The organism is Vibrio sp. AK197 (genome assembly GCF_053903115.1).
The window spans coordinates 543,395-562,276 of sequence record NZ_CP096429.1 but is presented as its reverse complement, the minus strand read 5'-3'; the positions used below and the strand labels follow the sequence as shown (position 1 = coordinate 562,276).

Genomic DNA, 18,882 nt, shown 5'->3' with positions numbered 1-18,882 from the left:
ATGCATTATTCGATTGGAGCCAATAATGGAATTACCCCCAATCCAAGAGCTTCATGCCTTTCAACAAGTGGCCAACCATCTCAGCTTTTCAAAAGCAGCGGAAGCGCTGAGCATTTCACCATCAACGCTAAGCCATCTGATTCGTTCGCTTGAAGAACGCTTACAGACGCGCCTGTTTAACCGCACAACTCGTAGTGTATCGTTGACCGAATCAGGTCAGAGATTTTTTACTCAAGTAAATCAAGTACTCAATCACCTCAAAGGCGCGATCAATAATTTGAGTGCCGAAAAAGACCAACCACAAGGATTGGTTCGACTTAGCGTCAACGAAGTGGTAGCTGGTTTTGTTCTTGATAAATTGAATGCCGACTTTGCGGCCCAATATCCTGACATCGAATTGGATATCTCGGTCGACAATCACCTCATTGATATTGTGTCAGAAGGATTTGATGCAGGTATTCGCCTGAAAAACACCATCCCTCAAGATATGATCGCGGTACCAATGATGACAAACTTTAGGTTTGTCACTGTCGCGTCCAAGCAGTATGTCCAAACCTACGGCGAGCCAAAAACGCCTCAAGATTTGTTACGCCATAACTGTCTCGGCTACAAATTTCAAAGTGGACGACGCTATGAATGGGAGTATAAAAACGGTAATGACATTCAAACGCTTCGTACGCGAGGCTCTATAACCACGAATAGCCCGGCTATACTTTTAAAGGCCGTAAACGATAACTTGGGTATCGCCATGATTGCTGAGCCCCTTATCCGACATGAGCTTGAATCTCAGCAGTTAGTCAGATTGCTGGAACCTTGGACTATCGACTGGCCTGATTTGTACGTCTATTTTCCCAAAAATCGCAACATGCCCACCGCACTAAGAGCTGTGATTGATGCATTGAAAGCGTAATTTGCTCGCTGTTTGTCTTTTCCTCTTTGTGAGAGAGAAAGCGCAGCACAATACGCTTAACTCCGCTCATTCACAGTACATCCAGAGACACTTTGACCCGCTCAAGTGATACCATAGTGCGAAACGACTTCACGTTCGGGTTGTGATGAAATAACTCATCGCACAAAATTTGAAAACGCTCCATGTCAGGCACCAATAGCACGAGCATAAAGTCGGCTTCTCCTGTGACGTAGTAACACTGCTGAACCTCGGGGCCGGAGAAGCTTTCTTTAAGCAGCTTCATATCCTCAGCTTGCGTCTTATCAACCTTAACCTCCACCAAAATCGTGATGACCTTATCCAATTTATTAGGCGCAAGCACAGCAACATGGGCCTCTATATAGCCATCGTCTTTCAGCTTTTGGATTCTTCTTTGTACCGAGGCGGTCGACAAGTGAACTTGCTCGGCTAACTCGCGCAAAGGCACCTGACAATTTTTTTGTAGCCTTTCCAGTAGCGCATAATCGTATTTATCCAGTGGCATAGTCCAAACCTGTGAGAAAATTTCTCACCAACGCTATGAAATATGCGCACCTTTATCAAGTATCATGAAATAAAATATCGGCACATTCACTCATTCATCACCGCTTTATGTCGACTCAAACCAATACTTCACTTGGCGTGATTCTCAATGTCATCGCCTCTGCTCTCTTTGCTTTAATGTTTGCCTACAGTGCGTTACTGCACGATCTGGGCGGAGATGAAATCTACGGCTGGCGAATCAGTTTAACCTTCCCACTGCTCACCGTATTCATTTTGATCAATGGCTATTGGTCTCAAGTTACACGTATATTTGAGCGTATGATGTGCACACCGAGTTTTATATTCACTCGCGTCATTTCTTCGCTATTGTTGGGCTTTCAACTGTGGCTATTTATGTGGGCACCAAACAATGGCTATGGTCTTGCCGTGTCGCTAGGCTACTTTATGATGCCGATCACCATGGTGGTGGTAGGATGGTTTGCGTTCAAAGACAGAATGTCCAGATTTCAAAAGCTTGCTTGTGCTTTTGCGATCATTGGGGTGATCAACCTGGCGGTTTCACAAACGTTGACTTGGCCAACGCTGGCGGTCTGCCTTGGCTACCCCATTTACTTTTGGTTACGTCATAAAACCGATACCAATCATATTGGAGGTATGTGGTTCGACATGCTACTCAGTCTACCTGTGAGTTTGTATTTTATCTTCGATAACGGCTTTGTGGTTCATCGGTTCAACATCGATTTCAACCTCATATGGTTGGTTCTTGGTTTGGGCTTAATCAGTGCACTCGCGCTCGGCTTTCAATCGCTCTCGGCGCCGCATCTTAATTTGAGTTTATTCGGTCTACTGATTTACGTTGAGCCAGTGCTGTTACTGCTGGTTGCTCTGTTGCTTGGAGAAAGTATTATGCCCAGTGAATGGCCAACCTACATTGCAATCTGGTTGGCCGTAATGGTGTTATGTCTTGAAGGTGTTGTGAGCTTAAAACGCCAGCAACGATAATACGACGATTAAAGACTCAAGACGTCGCCAATCGAGCCTTGTCACTATACGTCTTAAGGACATCAAGCGGTTCGTTTTCTGTTAAGAACGCAAGCAGTTCAATCATATTGGCAAACTTCGCGTCTGCACTCGCAAACGTCTTCGCCTCACAATGAGGTGAAACTAAAAACGTCGTCATATTAGCGGCTTTGCTCGCCGTTAAACCGGTCACGCTGTCTTCAATAACCAAGCACGCTTGTGGAGAGAGGTTAAGCTTCTTTGCTGCAGACAGGTAAACATCAGGCGCGGGCTTACCCTGTTTTTCATCCTCAGCACTGCACACGAGGTCAAATTTATCCCACAACTTAAGTTGGTCAAAAACGGCTTTTATCACCACATGATTGGAAGAGGTGGCTAACGCTATTTTCAAATTGAGCTGTTTAACGTAGTCAAGCGTTTGAACAACACCAGGCATGGCTTGACCAACCCTAGCGATAAGCTGACATAACTTGGTTAAAATCCGTAGCTCTAATTCAGCGGCACTGACGGACAACGCATAAGATTGGCACCAAATGCGCGCAATTTCATCAACTCGCTTTCCCATGGTCAACAGCTCGCAATCAGCCCTTGTTACCGCGATGCCATAAGATGCCAGTGACGCCATCTGAGCGTCTTGCCACAAGGGCTCGGAATCAATGATTACGCCATCCATATCAAAAATAACCGCTTTTTTACTCATACTTACCTCAAAAATAACATGTGGCGCTCAATGTGAGCGCCACACAAAACTAGGCAACCCTGGTGTTGCTAGTATCAATGACAGAGCTTTCAAATCCAGGTTGCTCGACTTTAATTAAATAGGTGAAGAAAAATGCCAGTACATACAGCGTGGTATAAGCGATAACCACGCCTATGGTGCTGAAATACGGCAAAATAATCACAGCAATAGCGGGCGCTAAGAAGTTAGAAAGCCCTGCTGAAAGGTTGTAAACAGAAATAGCTGCGCCCTTATGGTTGGGCTCTAAGGCAGGAAAGACTGCCGCCATCGGTACAAACGCCGCGACAAAAATCCCCAATGAAATGGCCGGGATCAGCGCCATATAAAAATTATTACCGAAGTGCTGAGGAATGTAGTAAAACGCGAGACTTGATAGCGCCATGCCCACACAGCCAAACCAACGCACCACTCTCATCCAACCTAGTTTTTCTCCCATAATGCCCCAGAAGACATTGGAGAAGATGGTCGTAAAGAAGAACACCGCCCATACTTGCAGCCAGTCGGAAGTGGTAAAGCCAAGATCATCAACAAACATCATCGGCATGATTACCGCAAACCCAAACAAAGACAGCGTATTGATGATGCGAACGAAACTCGAATACAACACGTTTTTATTGGTAAACAGTAACGTGACAGCGCGGCTTAACTCGGTCAATTTCTCTTTATTACTCAAATTATGCATATGCGTTGGCGTTTTAACTTTACGTAGCGCAACCATCGCGATGATTCCACCGCCCAAACAAAAAACCAGTGACAACCAAAGCGTACCAAACTCACCGATCCACGGAATAGTAAAGCTAGGAATATAGCTGCCAGCAACACCGATACCAATTGAATAGACGGTCCAAAACCAGCCAAGGGCGGAACTCACACCATCACTGCGAACGTTGTGGACAATGACGACAATGAATGAGTAGAGAAACAGAGGATAGGCAAAACCACGAATACCATAAAACAGCAGAATCAAAGCATAGTTGGAATGGCCTAATCCGAAGGTTAAAAACAGCACGTGGAAAACACACCACACAAAAAAGCCAATTTTCATGGTTTTCTGTGGGGTAATAATTTCGGCGACGACACCTGAGATCCAAGCCGCCAACGCCGCAGCTAACCCGTATAACGTAAAGGCCATCGACGACTGAGCCGGTGTAAACCCTAGTTCCGTGATGTAGTGAGAAAGAAAAGCGAGTTCAAAGCCATCACCAGTCATAAAAATGGCGATGGCGACATAACCCCAGATGAGATTGAGTGGCAATCCAAGCCACTGTTTGCTTACGTTATCCATATATTCCTCGATTGTAGGGTAAAGGAATCCTGTACCTCACGAAGGAGGCACAGTCCGTTGTTATTGGGATGTTATTGATTTAATTTATTTTTATTGGTTTTTCTTCATGACCTCAGAGCAAGGTCATTTTGGTAAAGCGCGCGAAAAGACGCGTAGCGTTGGTTTAAAATCGTCTGCCGCGCACTATCAGGTTGATAGATGCGATGAACCTGCGGCTTTTTACACACCGCTTCAAGGTCTTTGCCAGCAGCTAAACATGCCAGTCTTGCCGCTCCCAACGCACCACCGGTTTCACCGCCTTTATGGGTAATGATCGGTAAGCTCAAGGTGTCTGCTAATAACTGCGCCCAGAAAGGACTTCGAGCGCCGCCCCCGACAAGTGAACACTGCTCAATGTCCGTGCCACTTTCTATAAGCACGCGAAGTCCGTCCGCAACACCAAAGCTCACGCCTTCAATCACGGCATAACCGAGCAAAGCTCGATTCGTTGAGTGAGTCATACCATGAAATAGTCCCGTAGCCTTGGGATCATTATGCGGAGTGCGTTCTCCAGAAAGATACGGATGAAACAGTGGTGCTGTTGATTTCTGCTCATCACTTAGCTGCTCAATTTCTTCCAAAAGCGCCACTTCAGTCATCCCGATAATTCGGCAGAACCATTGCAGGCAGCTTGCCGCGCTGAGCATAACGCTCATCTGGTGCCAGCGTTTTGGTAACACATGACAAAATGCATGGACCGCCGATTCTGGTGCCGGGCGATACTGATCATTGACGACAAACAGCACACCGGACGTGCCCAAGGAAATAAACGCATCACCAGGATTCACCGCACCTACGCCAATGGCGCTTACGGCATTGTCACCGCCACCACCAGCAACAATGACGGACGGGCTTAATCCCCATTTCTGAGCAATATCGTCCGACAGCGTCGCTGAGATATCACATCCTTCAACAAGTTTCGGCATTTGTGCGCGAGTTAGTTGACATTTATCGAGCAACGAATCAGACCAATCACGTTTTGCTACATCGAGCCATAATGTGCCCGCAGAGTCCGACATATCGGAAATCTTTTGCCCGGTCATTTTTAGGCGAAGGTAATCTTTCGGCAATAAAACGGTGCGAATACGCGCAAAGTTTTGCGGTTCATGTTTACGTACCCAAATCAATTTGGGCGCCGTAAAACCAGGCATCGCAAGATTACCTGCTACACGGTGCAGTTCCGGCGCCGCAGCTTCAAGCTCGGCACATTCTTCATGGCACCGCGTGTCATTCCACAAAATGGCCGGGCGAATAACCTCATCTTGCTCATCCAATAAAACCGCACCATGCATCTGCCCAGACAAACCAATCGCTTTGATCGCACTCCAATGATCGGCGCATTTTTCACGCAGAGCCTCGATTAAGTAATTGGTGGCTTCCCACCAAGCTTGAGGCGATTGTTCAGACCAATGTGCTTGGGGACGTTGAATCGTCAATGGCGCACTGTGCGTCGCGACCATTTCTCCCTGCTCATCAATAACCAAAGCTTTGACTTCGGAAGTCCCTAAATCAATTCCTAAATACATGCTCACTCCTTAGTGGATCATCGGATAAACGGCGGCAATTTTTTCGCGAAGTAACGCTTCAAAATCAGCACGTTCGGCCAGTTCGCCAAACAGCGCTTTATCGCGAGCATAAACCGCGATGGGGTCAGAGGAATCAAACATAGCGTGTACAGCCTTAGCATCAAGAATCCCATCTTGATATTCATAAGGCAGTACGCCTTTATGCCATTGCTGCATGAAAACGAAGAATAAAGCAGGTAGCATCGCGGTCGCTTTAGGTTCGACCCCACGTTGGTAGCATTCGATCATCGTTGGGGTGATCATCGCAGGAATTTTTGAAAAACCGTCCGCCGCAACGCGCTGGTTGGTATCTTTAATATGCGCATTGGTAAAACGATCTAACACCACATCGCGATAAGTCGGCAAATCAATGCCATTGTCCCCTAAACACGGGATCACGTCCTGAGTGACATATTCATGGGCAATATTGTAGATATAATCGGTTTGAGTACTTTCATGAATGAATGACTGCCCAACCAAGGTTCCAGCCCAAGCGATGCAGCTATGAGAAGAGTTAAGAATGCGAATCTTCGCTTCTTCATAAGGAACAACCGATGCCACCATTTCAACCCCAACTGACTCAAACTCTGGACGAACGGATTTGAAATTATCCTCAATGACCCACTGAATAAATGTTTCACCCATGACAGGCGCTTTGTCTTCAATGCCAGTTTGCGCATGAATACGTTCAGGTAGATCAGCCGCTGGTCGCGGCACGATGCGGTCAACCATGGTATTCGGACAGGTCGTATTATCCTCCATCCAAGCCAATACTGAGTGCTTTCCAGTTAAATTGAGAAACTCAGTTAGGCCGTCTCGAAAGCGTTCGCCATTGTGACGCACATTGTCACAGCATAGTAACGTCAATGCACCCGCCTTATCCGCAATACGCTGTTCTAGTATTTTAGTGATGGTGCCGTAGATGGTCTGGTGATCACCGTTTAAATCGGCCTTGAGAACCGAATTATCCGTGTCCAATGTATGATCGGTTTTGAGGTAGTACCCGCCTTCGGTCACCGTAAATGCGATGACTTTGGTGTTGGGTTTCGCGCCTTCAGCAATCAACGGTGCGAGGTCTTGCTGCCATGGCAGTAGCGTTTGAATAGATTTGATCACTTCATAGTGTCGCTCACCTGCCGGACTCACCGTTTCTAATACATATTCGCCTTCTTGCGCCTGCAGTGCAGAGACGGTTGCTTCCGCATCATTGCGAATATTACCAGCGGCGATATGCCAGCGCTTATCCCCTGATTCACGTAATTGATGCATATACCATGCTTGATGAGCACGATGAAATGAGCCTAAACCGATATGTAGCCACGTATATTGGGTCGTCATGATATTGATCCTCGTTATTGTTTGATGGCGCCACTCTAAAGGATCAAAGAATCAAAAAAAGAGCCAAAGATCACAAATGAACAAAAGACCATTAATAGGTCTTTTATTCATTTGTGGGTAATTGATGAAACTTGAACTCACAAGCCGTTCGCGAGAAGATAGGGCTAATAACGACAGCAACAGGCAAATCGGCGTTGCCTAAATAGGTTTAACAGCCTGAAAAAAAGGAATAAATGTGGCAAGAAGTGATAACTTCAAAACCGATCAAATGGTTCGCGCAGCGTGGATGTATTACATATCGGGAAGAAATCAGAGTGAGATTGCGGCCGAGCTCGGGTTATCACGCCCGGTCGTCCAACGCTTGATTGCAGCCGCCAAAGAAGAGGGAATCGTCTCTGTGGGGCTTCACCACCCAATATCAACCTGCTTAGATTATGCAGAGCTACTCAAACAAAAATATCAGCTGGTGGAATGTAACGTGGTCCCCTCAACCAGCGACCAAGAAACGTTAGACAACGTATCATTTGGCTGCTTTCAATTGATGGCAAAATACCTAAAAGAACCGCAAAACCAAATTATTGGCATCGGATCAGGGTTGACACTCAAAAAAGCCATTAACCGCATCGATTTTGATTCTTCCAATCGCCAGTGCGTCGCCTTGATCAGCGCTATGGGAGTGAATGGCCAATGTAACTATTACGATGATGTTCCTCTGATTCTCGCAGGTAAAATTCAAGCGAATTACTACCAACTTCCAACACCTCGCTACGCTATTTCTGCCGATGAACATCGTTTATGGACCAATACGCGTGTTTACAAAGAAGTGGCGTCTGTGGCCGATAAAGCCGATGTCATCTTTATCGGAATTGGCTCACTGAGTAAAGCAAGCCCAATTATTAAAGATGGGTTTATCTCTGGTGACAAAGCAAACGAACTCAGCCACCAAGGCGCAATAGGCGAAATTCTCGGTCGTTTTATTGATCCGCAAGGAAAGGTGGTCGACTGCAGCATCAATACCCTCATCACCAGTTACGATATTCGTCAAAACAACTGCCCTCGAATTGGCGCGGCTTGTGGTGAAGATAAACATTTAGCGATTTTGGCCGCTCTGCGCGGAAAATGGATTAACGGTCTCGTCACTGACGAAACAACGGCACGCTGGCTCCTCACCCAATAGGCTTAATACCTTCCTCGACACCAACGCAGCTTACTACGCTGGTGTCTCTTTTCAGCCTGACTTTAGCCTTGATGAATCAATTAGTTCGTCTACGTACAATGGTCTGATGTGTTGCGGCTGCATTGCGCTTTTTAAAACCATTGAGTATGGTTATGCAAAATTGTTAGCAATTAGTTGAACAATATAGATTTACCTATATCACTTCCCTACAAACGCTAATTTTTTTGTCGCTCAAATCATCTGAATAACCAGTCAATCTGGTGTTGTCGAAATAGACATTACTAGCGATACCTTGGCATCTCATTGTCATTCAAACCAGTGACCAGATTTGGTCATACCGTGTCATGACGATCGACAACTGACTGTTGTTAACTATGTTTTTAGCGTGAATAAAAATAACAAAATTATAACTTTCGAACTGTCGCCTATAGTTTTTACGGACGACAATTTTTGAAATGATGACTCACTGGAAAAAGCTATGACTTATTACTCACGCCGACGAGTGTTGAAGATGGTAGGAGTGGTCACGATTGCGAGTGCGACCGGACAACTTTTACCTATCCCTAGCTTAAATGCAGCAGAACAAGCTGCACCAACGCAGGGACTTGAAGAATTTACACAAGTGTCACAATGGCTTACCGCGCAAGACGCGCTCAACCCGACGGTTACCCAAGCGCTTTTAATTGCCTTCACGCAAACAGACAACACCTTTCTTAGCCGTCTCTCCCAGCTTAAAACGCTCCTTGAAGATAACCCACCGCTACTTAAACAGGATCGCTTGATGTTTGGCGATGCCAATACCGACAGTGAAGCGCTTGCGCGAAGCATTCTCAGCAGTTGGTATAACGGCGTTGTCGGTAAAGGATTTGATGCTGTTTACGTCACGTACGTCAACAACCTCGCGAATCAACTGGTCAGTGACAAATTGGTACCGCCAAGTTTTTCTTACGGTGAAATCGGAAGCTGGGCACAACAGCCATAATCAATTTAAAAGAGTAATGTCGTTTATGAACAATAAAAATTCTGCTGATGTGGTGGTAATTGGCGCCGGTATCAATGGTTCGCTACTTGCTTCACGTCTAGCTAAAGCGGGAAAATCCGTATTAATGTTGGAGTCAGGCCCTAAGCTTGAACGAGACCAACTGGTTGAGCGCTATCGTACGTCTGCATTTAAATCAGACTTTATGTCACCTTACCCTTATTCTCCTCAAGCACCGCACCCACGCTATACCCCAGAACCCAACGAGTATCTTGACCAAGTCGGTCCTAATGCATTTCATGCGCAATACATTCGTATGTTTGGTGGTACTAGCTGGCACTGGGCGGCGCAGCTTTGGCGTTTTCTACCCAACGATTTTCGTCAACATAGTCAGTATGGCGTCGGTAAAGATTGGCCAATTGGTTATGACGACATCGAAGACTACTACTACCAAGCGGAAGTCATTGCGGGTGTCGGTGGTTCCCCGAATAATGGCTCTCCAAGAAGTAAGCCCTTCCCGATGGAAGCCGTTCCTGCTTCATACTTACAGCAGCGCGTCACGGAAAGGCTCGCCCCCGAGTTTTCTGTGATTGATGACAGTACTGGGCGTAATAGCCGCAGCTACGATGGCCGTCCGGCATGTTGCGGCAACAACAACTGTATGCCGATTTGCCCGATTGATGCCCAGTATCATGGTGGCCTTGCTGCGCAAGAAGCAGTGAACAGTGGCGTCGAAGTAATTACCGAAGCCGTGGTTTATCAGCTTGAACATGATGATAAAGGCAACATCGTCGCAGCAAACTATTACGATTGGAACAAAGTCAGCCATCGAGTCACGGGACAAACCTTTGTTCTCGCATCGAATGCGATCGAGACACCAAAACTTCTACTTATGTCTGTCAGTGATAAATTCCCAAATGGTATCGCTAACGCACAAGATAACGTCGGTCGTCATCTGTGTGATCACCCAGCTATCGGGATTACTTTTGATGTTGATGAAGAAGTTTGGCCGGGACGCGGGCCAGTAAGCCCATGTTCAATTGGCCAATTCCGTGATGGGGATTTTCGTAGCGAACACGCTCCATTTCGCATTGATATCTCAAACTCCTCCAAACTGGCCTCTGTAACCAAAGAAGTGCTCGCAGAAGGCTACTTTGGCAAGAAATTGCAAGACGAAGTTCGTTTTCGTGCCGCGCGCCGAATGAGTCTAAAAAACTGCTTGGAGCAACTGCCCGACCGCAATAACCGAGTGACGCTGAGTGACAACAAAGATGCGCTCGGTTTGCCAACACCCGCGATGTTCTGGAACGTTCTCGACACTAATGATTACGTACGTAAAGGCACCGAGAAAACGCGCGAACATTATGATGCTATCGCGAAAAAACTGGGGGCAACCAATATCAAGCACAGTACCGAAGGTAAATTCAAAAACCGCCAACATATTACGGGAACACTCTCAATGGGTCTCGATCCCGCCACCAGCGTTACCGACCAATGGGGGCGCGCCCATGACCATGAAAATCTATTCATGGTAGGGACAGGCGTTATGCCAACGGTAGGTACCTGTAACGTCACCTTGACCGCAATGGCGCTTGCGCTTCGCACCGCTGATAAAATTCTTCAGGAGACACAACATGGTTAAATACTGGAGACTCTTACTCACAACGGCAAGTCTGCTTTCTGCCAGTGTTGCTCAGGTACATGCGGCAGACCAAGATGCTCTTATCAAGCGCGGAGAATACCTGGCTATTGCGGGAGACTGCGGTGCCTGTCATACCGCTGCAGGAAAAGCGCCATTTAGTGGTGGTTATGCGATTGATAGTCCCCTTGGCACCATATACAGCACCAATATTACGCCTTCGACAACAGCTGGCATCGGTAATTACACCGAAGCGCAATTTGCGGCGGCGTTACGTGAAGGGAAACGAGGCGATGGAAGCCAACTTTACCCAGCGATGCCTTATACGGCTTATGCCAAAGTATCCGATGATGATATCTCAGCGCTATACGCGTACTTTATGCATGGTGTAGAACCGGTCGATGAAAAACCGCAAGAAACCAAACTGCCATTTCCATTTAACTTGCGTTTTAGCATGGCAGCGTGGAATCTGTTGTTCCTTGATGATGAAGTCTATACGCCTGATTCAAGTCAATCTGATCAATGGAACCGAGGTGCGTACCTAGTACAAGGCTTAACCCACTGCAGTACTTGTCATACACCGCGTAATTTCTTGATGGCAGAGAAAAGCGATCAAAACCTTGAAGGTACCTCTCTCGGTACTTGGTTTGCACCAGATATTACCGCAGAAACCTTACAAGGTAGCCCGTATTGGTCTCGTGATATGTTAGCCAATTATCTCGCAACTGGACACGCGAGCAATGGAGCGACAGCCGCTGGGCCGATGCTTGAGGCCATCGACAAGAGCTTTTCTCGCATGAAGCACGAGGATCTCCAAGCGATTGCGACTTATCTTCTGCCTGAAGCAGATAATGCGCCAACAACAGACACTCATGAGCATCACCACCAAGCGCTGACTAAAGTTGTTGGTGACGATACTCCGCTTGCGCTCGCCAATCAAAGTGAAGGTGAACGTCTATACCGCAATAACTGCGCATCATGCCACAACTTGTCGGGCCGTGGTTTAAATGGTTTACCGCCACTGCAAGACCACCCTGTTCTTAAAAAACCTAATGCGGATAACGTCGCGATGGTGATTCTAGAAGGTGTTTGGCCTGAAGAACATCAAGGCATGCTTGGTTTTGCTGATGAAATGACTGATCAACAAATTGCTGATGTGACCAATTATGTGATGGCGGATATCGGTGGCAGTGATGTTCAGATCACTACCGATCGCGTCAAAACGCTGCGTGCCGGTGGTGAGACGTCCCCACTACTTATGCTGGCCCGTATTGGTATGGTCGCTGGCGGCATTATTGTTGTTTTGCTATTACTTTGGTTACGCAGACGACGTAAGGCCTAAGACATATATCACCTAACATCTCCGCCTATTGGCGGAGGTGTTCTTTGAATAACAACCCAACGCCTCTACAGAGCGAATAGATTTCCACAATCTGCATTTCCACAATCCACGCGACCTTTCTATCAAGCACAGCGGACTCACGTTCGGGCTTTTCATTCCAGGATGTTCATCTTCTCATCGTCTCTTTTTTGAACAAGCCATTGAGCCGATATATATCAGAACGAAATTTCATATCTTTTGCATTATACCGTGCTTGTCATCACACATTGAATCCGATATTTTTAGCCTGCAATTCCCACCATTCACATGGAATAATAATGAAAACAAGAACTCTCATCTCAATTAGCTTAATGGCCAGTTTGGGTTTCGCCGTGCCGTCCTTGGCGAAAACCCCTAGCAACACTCTCGTGGTTGCGCAATCTTTAGAAGATGTCACCAGTTTGGATCCGGCTCAAGGCTTTGAATTATCCTCTGTTCAAAGTTTTAACAACCTTTATCAACGTCTTGTGCAGTCAAACCCGGAAGATCCTACAGAGTTGCAGCCAACGCTTGCCGAGTCTTGGACAACAACCAAAAACAGCCTAACGTTTACCCTAAAACCACAAGCAACCTTTGCCAGCGGTAATCCGGTTCGTCCTGAAGACGTTATCTATAGCTTGTCTCGTGTGGTGAAATTGAACCTAGCGCCGTCTTTTATTCTTACCCAACTTGGTTGGAACAAAGACAATGTCACTAACTTCATTACCAAAGTGTCTGACAACCAAGTGAAAATCGCGTGGGATATGGATGTTGGCCCTCAATTTGTGCTCAGCCTTCTCACCGCCCCTGTGTCTTCGATTGTCGATGAAAAAACCGTGTCTGCACACGCAAAAGACGGTGATTTCGGTCACGCGTGGTTGAATATGAACTCAGCAGGCAGCGGACCATTTAAAATCAAAAAATACGTTCCACACCAGATATTAATGATGGAAGCAAATACCAGCTCACCAGCCGGTGCGCCTAACATGAAATATGTGCTGCTTAAGAACGTACCCGATGCAGCAACCCGCCAACTATTACTTGAACAGGGCGATGCAGACTTAGTCCGTAACCTGGGTACAGACCAATACTTTTCACTGCAAAACAAGCCCGGCATCAAGACACTTAACCTGCCTTATGCATCGCTATACTACTTGATGTTTAACGCAGAGAACGCCGATAACCCAGCGATTGGCAAACCGGAATTCTGGCAAGCCGCTCGCTATGCGTTCGATTACAAAGGTATTGCCGATGATCTGATGCATGGTCAATTTGCAGTGCAGCAGAACTTTTTACCAGTCGGCTTTAATGGCGCATTGACTGACCAACCATACCGCTACGACCCACAGAAAGCGGCACAAATTCTCAAAGACGCGGGCATTGAAAACCCACACTTTAAGTTAGCGGTTTCCAATCAACCGCCTTATCTGGATATTGCTCAAGCACTACAAGCGAGCTTTGCTAAAGCGGGTATTGATGTTGAATTGATTCCTGGTGTCAGTAGCCAAATCGCCACGGATGTGAAGGCTCATAAATACCAATCAACCTTAACCGCTTGGGGGCCTGACTACTTTGACCCACACACCAACGCATCTGCGTTTGCGTACAACCCTGAAAACGGCAGCAAAACCTTAGCATGGCGTGCGAACTGGCATATTCCCGCATTAAATAAACTGACGCTACAAGCGCGCTCAGAAACAGATGCAGAGAAGCGCACAGCAACCTATCAAGAACTGCAGCGCAAAGTTCGTGAGTCGTCACCGTTTGTTGTTGGTTTGCAAAACAAGAAGCTGGTCGCCCTGCGTGATAACGTTGAAGGTTATGTTCAAGGCATTACACCAGAAATGGTGTTCTATAAAAACGTATCTAAATCAGAATAATGACACAATCTAACCCAACTTCCGGCGCTGTGCGCCGGTTTTGGACTGGCCGCCTTCAACCATTGATGAGCGGCTTTTTGTCCTTTTTACTCACCCTTTTTGGACTGTTGGTTTTTACCTTCATCTTGTCACGTGCTGCACCAATTGACCCTGCTTTGCAACTGGTTGGTGACCACGCCAGTGAAGCCACGTATCAGCAAGCACGTCACCAGCTCGGGCTCGACCAACCTCTCCCCATGCAGTTCTTAAATTACTTGGGTCAAATGCTTCAAGGCGATTTCGGGGTTTCACAAATCACTCAGCAACCGGTGGTCAATGACTTAGCTCAAGCCTTCCCTGCCACACTAGAGCTCGCTACAGTCGCGATGTTCTTTGGCGCACTGTTTGGCATTTTTCTCGCTTCATTAGCCGTTTATAAACCGGAAAGCATTCTAGACCACCTTGCGAGACTGATTTCCCTACTCGGCTATTCGGTCCCCGTTTTCTGGCTTGGTTTACTTGGGCTATTGCTGTTTTATGCCACCTTGCATTGGTCCGCCGGACCGGGGCGTTTGGATGATATTTATACCTACACAATGGAATATAACAGCGGCTTTGTACTCTTTGATGCTGTGCGCACTGGTAACCCGGAAATTATGCTCAACGCTATTGGCCATTTATGGCTCCCGGTAGCAGTATTGGCACTGTTATCAATGGCGTCAATTACACGTCTACTGCGCGCCGCAATGCTTGAAGAGAGCAACAAAGAGTACGTTATTCTCGCGCAGGCCAAAGGCGCAACGCGTGGACGTATTTTATTTTCTCATATTTTTCCAAATGTACTCGGTACATTGATTACGGTGCTCGCGCTGTCTTATACCAGTTTGCTTGAAGGCGCTGTACTCACTGAAACTGTGTTTGCTTGGCCAGGGCTCGGACGTTACCTGACCAGCGCTCTGTTTGCGTCTGATACCTCTGCGGTATTGGGCGCGACGTTGCTTATCGGCACGTGTTTTATCACACTCAATGCCCTTGCAGACGCCCTCACCCGCTGGGTCGACCCGAGGACTCGCTAATGACAACAAGTAATAAAAACCTCTGGCCAACTTGGCTAAACACCTTCACCTTTGGGCTATTTCTGGTCATGTTGTTAGTGCTCGTTGCGCTGTGCGCGCCGCTACTAACGCACTATGACCCTAATATTCAAAATATTGCGGATCGTCTGGCACCGCCTAGCCACGAGCATCTACTCGGAACTGACCGCTTTGGTCGTGACCTTTTAGCTCGTGTACTTTATGGCGCACGCCCGACTCTCCTGCTGGTTTCTCTGGTTATCATCATTACCGTCCCTATTGGTTTGATCATCGGCATTTGCGCTGGGTATTTTGGTGGTTGGACTGAGCGGATTCTGATGCGCTTAACCGATATCGTCATGTCGTTGCCAAGCTTAGTTATTGCGCTGGCGTTAGTCTCAATATTAGGCCCTAGCTTAATGAATGGCGCATTAGCGTTAGCCTTTACCAGTTGGCCTTCTTTTGCACGTCAGGCTCGAACTGAAACCCTTGCGCTGCGCCGTAGCGATTACCTGGCTGCAGCAAACATGCAGGGAATCCATGGTTGGCGATTAATCATTGGCCATATTCTACCGCTGTGCCTACCCAGCGCGATCGTTCGAGCAGCCTTAAATTTAGGTGGAATCATTCTTTCAGCTGCGGGCCTTGGTTTTCTGGGCATGGGTATTCAACCGCCAGCGGCAGAATGGGGCTCGATGGTCGCCAGTGGTAGCCGAGTGATCTTCGACCAATGGTGGGTGGCAGCGGTTCCCGGCTTTGCCATTCTATTTGCGAGCTTAGCGTTTAATCTGCTGGGTGATGGTTTACGAGACAAAATGGATCCACGTCATGGCAAATAATCAAACCTTAATCGATATAGAAAACTTAACTATCTCTCTCGATAACGGCCAACGTCTGGTGAAAAATCTGAGCTTTCAAATCGGTCATGAACGTGTTGCTCTGGTTGGTGAGTCGGGCTCAGGGAAATCACTCACAGCGAAAACACTGATGGGATTACTTCCTAACGCATGCTACGTCACGGCGGATAAACTGGAAATGCTTGAGACGCCGCTGCTTAACCTCTCCCAAAAACAATGGGGACAATTACGTGGACGAAAAGTGGCGATGGTTTTGCAAGATCCAAAATACGCACTGAATCCGGCGCGTACCATCGGAATGCAAATCGAAGAGCCGCTTGTTCTTCACCAAAAAATGAGCCGAAAAGCGCGTATCGAAAAAGTCGAAGCCATGATGATCGCCGTGGGCTTGCCGAACCCAGAGAAATTGCGCCACTCTTATCCACACCAACTTTCGGGCGGCATGGGTCAACGAGTTATGCTGGCGATTGCGCTCATCAATGACCCTGAGCTATTGATTGCCGACGAACCGACTTCCGCATTGGATCATGAGATGCGTGATCAAGTACTTGAGCTGATCTTTTCGCTAGTAAAAGAACGCAATATGGGGCTATTGCTGATAAGTCACGACTTACAGCAAGTCGCCGATTACAGTGAACGGGTCTTGGTGATGTATCAAGGTCAACTGGTCGATGAACTCAAAGCCAGTGAACTCGCGCACTCAACGCACCCCTACACCCAAACTTTGTGGTCATGTCAGCCTCACATCGATAAACGTGGATCACCATTACCTGTATTGGATCGTGATGTATTGGAGAAACGTTATGGCACTACTTGAACTCAATAATGTCAGTGTGACACATGTTCAGGGGCACCAACAAAACACGGTTGTCCATGATGTCAATTTCGCCGTCAATCAAGGTGAATGCTTTGGCCTAGTTGGCCCATCAGGCTGTGGAAAATCCTCACTGTTGTGGGTACTGGCGGGGTTGAATCCGCATTGGCAAGGGGCGATCCGCATGCTCGACCGAGTATTAACTCCGGGCCAAACCTTCAAAGGGAATTTGCGTCGTGAAGTACAAATGGTATTTCAAGACCCATACGCCTCGTTGCACCCAAAGCACCGACTGCGACGTACCTTGGCAGAACCACTCAAAAAACTCGGTGTTGAGGATATTAACGATCGTATTGAGCAAGGATTCAAACAAGTCGGTTTAACCTCTGCAATGATTGACCGTTATCCTCACCAGCTTTCCGGCGGACAACGTCAGCGAGTTGCTATCGTTCGCGCTTTATTACTAGAGCCTAAATTACTGTTACTTGATGAGCCCACATCAGCGCTTGATATGTCCGTACAGGCCGAAATACTGAACTTACTCAATGAACTTAAACGCGAACATCAACTCACGATGCTATTGGTCAGCCACGATCCCAACACCATCGACTACATGTGTGATTCCGCGGTGATGATGAAAGCGGGCCGCATAGACCAATATCGCGACTATTCTGCTTTCGATTTACCTCTCAACATCTAACGTGAAAGTGACAGTCCTCTAAAGGGCTGTCACTGCATCCACCACAAACTAGACTGACTAATCTTCAACACTATCAAGCGTGCATAGTAAACCAGGGCTGCGCCTTGAGAAATTCTATCAACGCTTCACGAAACGCTTTCGCCCGCGCAGACAATGTGCGTTTTTGAGGCCAAAGCAGTGAAATCTCTCGTGGAATGCCGCTCCAGTCAGGGAGAACTCTTACCAATTCACCACTTTCGATCTCCTGATACACCATACTCAGCGGTAACAGTGCAATCCCCGCTCCCGCTTTCACCAAATTTAAGGTCATCGTCATGTCATTACTAATATGACTGTGCTTTTTATTCAGTAATCGCTCTTCCTCACCATTGGTTAATCGCCATTCACTAAATAGCGATGCCGCGATGCTCGGCAAACAATCTAGTTGATTCAAATCATTAGGAAAACGATCAGCAACCGCTGCCGACACCACGAGCACAGGCGTAATTGTTCCCAGTTTTTTCTGGATTAACGATGAATTTTGTTGAGGACCAGAACGAATCGCAATATCCACTTGATTGGAAATAACATCATCATTGGGATCACTCAATAAGATATTTAGCGAAATACTGTCGTTATCTGTAACGAACTGAGACCAAAACTCATCTAATGGTCCACTGCCAATATTGGTTGGCGCCATCACCCGTAGTTCCCCTTCAAGACTATTGAGTGATTTATCTAAATTGACTAATCGTAAATCTAATTCATGAATAAAATCAGCGGTTTCTTCATAATATGCTTGGCCTGATGGTGTAAGCGTTAAACCTCGATTTGAGCGATGAAATAATTCACAACGCAGTTGTTGCTCTAATTCAAGAACACGCCTTGACACGGTTGCGATGGTCATTCCCAATTCGCTGGCAGCACCGGTTAAGCTACTTTGTTCCGCAGCGCTGATAAATACTTTAAGATTGTCGAGCATGGCTTTTCAAATATGTAAATAAGGCTATTAATATTCACTCTACAA

General features: G+C 46.9%; 17 protein-coding genes. 11 read left to right on the top strand and 6 right to left on the bottom strand.

The features are described from left to right. Positions 1 to 25 precede the first annotated feature (25 nt). Entirely contained in the window at positions 26 to 910 is an 885-nt protein-coding gene (locus M1D72_RS02585; protein ID WP_456295453.1) for a LysR family transcriptional regulator, read from the top strand. A 70-nt stretch (positions 911 to 980) separates the two neighbouring features. Here M1D72_RS02585 and M1D72_RS02580 read toward each other — a convergent pair whose 3' ends face one another. Continuing rightward, positions 981 to 1,433, bottom strand: a complete 453-nt coding sequence (locus M1D72_RS02580; RefSeq protein ID WP_456295452.1) for an Lrp/AsnC family transcriptional regulator — start codon at positions 1,431 to 1,433, stop codon at positions 981 to 983. A 107-nt stretch (positions 1,434 to 1,540) separates the two neighbouring features. Between M1D72_RS02580 and rarD the strand changes: the two genes are divergently transcribed. Further along, the gene (gene rarD, locus M1D72_RS02575; protein ID WP_456295451.1) at positions 1,541 to 2,434 is read left to right on the top strand and encodes an EamA family transporter RarD; all 894 of its coding nucleotides are present in this window, start codon (positions 1,541 to 1,543) and stop codon (positions 2,432 to 2,434) included. 16 nt (positions 2,435 to 2,450) lie between these two features. On the opposite strand, the gene hxpB is transcribed toward rarD, so the two are convergent. From hxpB to dalD, 4 genes are all read right to left on the bottom strand, one after another. Continuing rightward, entirely contained in the window at positions 2,451 to 3,152 is a 702-nt protein-coding gene (gene hxpB / locus M1D72_RS02570; protein WP_456295450.1) for a hexitol phosphatase HxpB, read from the bottom strand. 49 nt (positions 3,153 to 3,201) lie between these two features. Further along, positions 3,202 to 4,476 carry an MFS transporter gene (locus tag M1D72_RS02565; RefSeq protein ID WP_456295449.1) on the bottom strand — a complete coding sequence of 425 codons (1,275 nt, stop codon included), beginning with the start codon at positions 4,474 to 4,476 and terminating at the stop codon, positions 3,202 to 3,204. Between the two features lie 104 nt (positions 4,477 to 4,580). Continuing rightward, positions 4,581 to 6,041 carry a xylulokinase gene (gene xylB / locus M1D72_RS02560; protein WP_456295448.1) on the bottom strand — a complete coding sequence of 487 codons (1,461 nt, stop codon included), beginning with the start codon at positions 6,039 to 6,041 and terminating at the stop codon, positions 4,581 to 4,583. Positions 6,042 to 6,050: 9 nt separating this feature from the next. Beyond that, entirely contained in the window at positions 6,051 to 7,418 is a 1,368-nt protein-coding gene (gene dalD / locus M1D72_RS02555; protein ID WP_456295447.1) for a D-arabinitol 4-dehydrogenase, read from the bottom strand. A gap of 235 nt (positions 7,419 to 7,653) precedes the next feature. On the opposite strand from dalD, the gene M1D72_RS02550 reads away from it, so the two are divergent. The 9 genes from M1D72_RS02550 (at position 7,654) to M1D72_RS02510 (ending at position 17,876) form a co-directional block, all read left to right on the top strand. Continuing rightward, positions 7,654 to 8,595, top strand: a complete 942-nt coding sequence (locus tag M1D72_RS02550) for a sugar-binding transcriptional regulator (protein ID WP_456295446.1) — start codon at positions 7,654 to 7,656, stop codon at positions 8,593 to 8,595. Between the two features lie 478 nt (positions 8,596 to 9,073). After that, a complete protein-coding gene (locus M1D72_RS02545) occupies positions 9,074 to 9,577 on the top strand; it encodes a sugar dehydrogenase complex small subunit (RefSeq protein WP_456295445.1) in 504 nt (167 codons plus the stop codon). A 25-nt stretch (positions 9,578 to 9,602) separates the two neighbouring features. Beyond that, positions 9,603 to 11,216: a GMC family oxidoreductase gene (locus M1D72_RS02540; RefSeq protein ID WP_456295444.1), complete on the top strand. Its 1,614-nt coding sequence runs from the start codon at positions 9,603 to 9,605 to the stop codon at positions 11,214 to 11,216. After that, on the top strand, positions 11,209 to 12,555 hold the full coding sequence (locus M1D72_RS02535; RefSeq protein ID WP_456295443.1) for a cytochrome c: 1,347 nt from the start codon (positions 11,209 to 11,211) through the stop codon (positions 12,553 to 12,555). The genes M1D72_RS02540 and M1D72_RS02535 overlap by 8 nt, the downstream gene beginning before the upstream one ends. A gap of 317 nt (positions 12,556 to 12,872) precedes the next feature. Next, positions 12,873 to 14,453, top strand: coding sequence for an ABC transporter substrate-binding protein (locus tag M1D72_RS02530; protein WP_456295442.1), 1,581 nt, complete (start codon positions 12,873 to 12,875; stop codon positions 14,451 to 14,453). After that, positions 14,453 to 15,508, top strand: a complete 1,056-nt coding sequence (locus M1D72_RS02525) for an ABC transporter permease (protein ID WP_456295441.1) — start codon at positions 14,453 to 14,455, stop codon at positions 15,506 to 15,508. Before M1D72_RS02530 ends, M1D72_RS02525 begins: the two co-directional genes overlap by 1 nt. Further along, the gene (locus M1D72_RS02520) at positions 15,508 to 16,344 is read left to right on the top strand and encodes an ABC transporter permease (RefSeq protein WP_456295440.1); all 837 of its coding nucleotides are present in this window, start codon (positions 15,508 to 15,510) and stop codon (positions 16,342 to 16,344) included. The genes M1D72_RS02525 and M1D72_RS02520 overlap by 1 nt, the downstream gene beginning before the upstream one ends. Then, positions 16,334 to 17,179 carry an ABC transporter ATP-binding protein gene (locus tag M1D72_RS02515; protein WP_456295439.1) on the top strand — a complete coding sequence of 282 codons (846 nt, stop codon included), beginning with the start codon at positions 16,334 to 16,336 and terminating at the stop codon, positions 17,177 to 17,179. The genes M1D72_RS02520 and M1D72_RS02515 overlap by 11 nt, the downstream gene beginning before the upstream one ends. Further along, a complete protein-coding gene (locus M1D72_RS02510; protein WP_456295438.1) occupies positions 17,166 to 17,876 on the top strand; it encodes an ABC transporter ATP-binding protein in 711 nt (236 codons plus the stop codon). The genes M1D72_RS02515 and M1D72_RS02510 overlap by 14 nt, the downstream gene beginning before the upstream one ends. A 73-nt stretch (positions 17,877 to 17,949) precedes the next feature. Here the strand turns inward: M1D72_RS02510 and M1D72_RS02505 are convergent, their stop codons facing one another. After that, positions 17,950 to 18,837 (bottom strand): LysR family transcriptional regulator, encoded by an 888-nt coding sequence (locus tag M1D72_RS02505; protein ID WP_456295437.1) that lies wholly within the window; start codon positions 18,835 to 18,837, stop codon positions 17,950 to 17,952. Positions 18,838 to 18,882: the final 45 nt, after the last annotated feature.

Bases quoted from the DNA above. Each gene is read 5' to 3' on its own strand.
- M1D72_RS02530 (WP_456295442.1), top strand. From the start codon at position 12,873: ATGAAAACAAGAACTCTCATCTCAATTAGCTTAATGGCCAGTTTGGGT.
- dalD (WP_456295447.1), bottom strand. From the start codon at position 7,418: ATGACGACCCAATATACGTGGCTACATATCGGTTTAGGCTCATTTCAT.
- M1D72_RS02585 (WP_456295453.1), top strand. From the start codon at position 26: ATGGAATTACCCCCAATCCAAGAGCTTCATGCCTTTCAACAAGTGGCC.
- M1D72_RS02535 (WP_456295443.1), top strand. From the start codon at position 11,209: ATGGTTAAATACTGGAGACTCTTACTCACAACGGCAAGTCTGCTTTCT.
- M1D72_RS02510 (WP_456295438.1), top strand. From the start codon at position 17,166: ATGGCACTACTTGAACTCAATAATGTCAGTGTGACACATGTTCAGGGG.
- M1D72_RS02525 (WP_456295441.1), top strand. From the start codon at position 14,453: ATGACACAATCTAACCCAACTTCCGGCGCTGTGCGCCGGTTTTGGACT.
- M1D72_RS02565 (WP_456295449.1), bottom strand. From the start codon at position 4,476: ATGGATAACGTAAGCAAACAGTGGCTTGGATTGCCACTCAATCTCATC.
- M1D72_RS02580 (WP_456295452.1), bottom strand. From the start codon at position 1,433: ATGCCACTGGATAAATACGATTATGCGCTACTGGAAAGGCTACAAAAA.
- M1D72_RS02505 (WP_456295437.1), bottom strand. From the start codon at position 18,837: ATGCTCGACAATCTTAAAGTATTTATCAGCGCTGCGGAACAAAGTAGC.
- hxpB (WP_456295450.1), bottom strand. From the start codon at position 3,152: ATGAGTAAAAAAGCGGTTATTTTTGATATGGATGGCGTAATCATTGAT.
- M1D72_RS02515 (WP_456295439.1), top strand. From the start codon at position 16,334: ATGGCAAATAATCAAACCTTAATCGATATAGAAAACTTAACTATCTCT.
- xylB (WP_456295448.1), bottom strand. From the start codon at position 6,041: ATGTATTTAGGAATTGATTTAGGGACTTCCGAAGTCAAAGCTTTGGTT.
- M1D72_RS02540 (WP_456295444.1), top strand. From the start codon at position 9,603: ATGAACAATAAAAATTCTGCTGATGTGGTGGTAATTGGCGCCGGTATC.
- M1D72_RS02520 (WP_456295440.1), top strand. From the start codon at position 15,508: ATGACAACAAGTAATAAAAACCTCTGGCCAACTTGGCTAAACACCTTC.
- rarD (WP_456295451.1), top strand. From the start codon at position 1,541: ATGTCGACTCAAACCAATACTTCACTTGGCGTGATTCTCAATGTCATC.
- M1D72_RS02545 (WP_456295445.1), top strand. From the start codon at position 9,074: ATGACTTATTACTCACGCCGACGAGTGTTGAAGATGGTAGGAGTGGTC.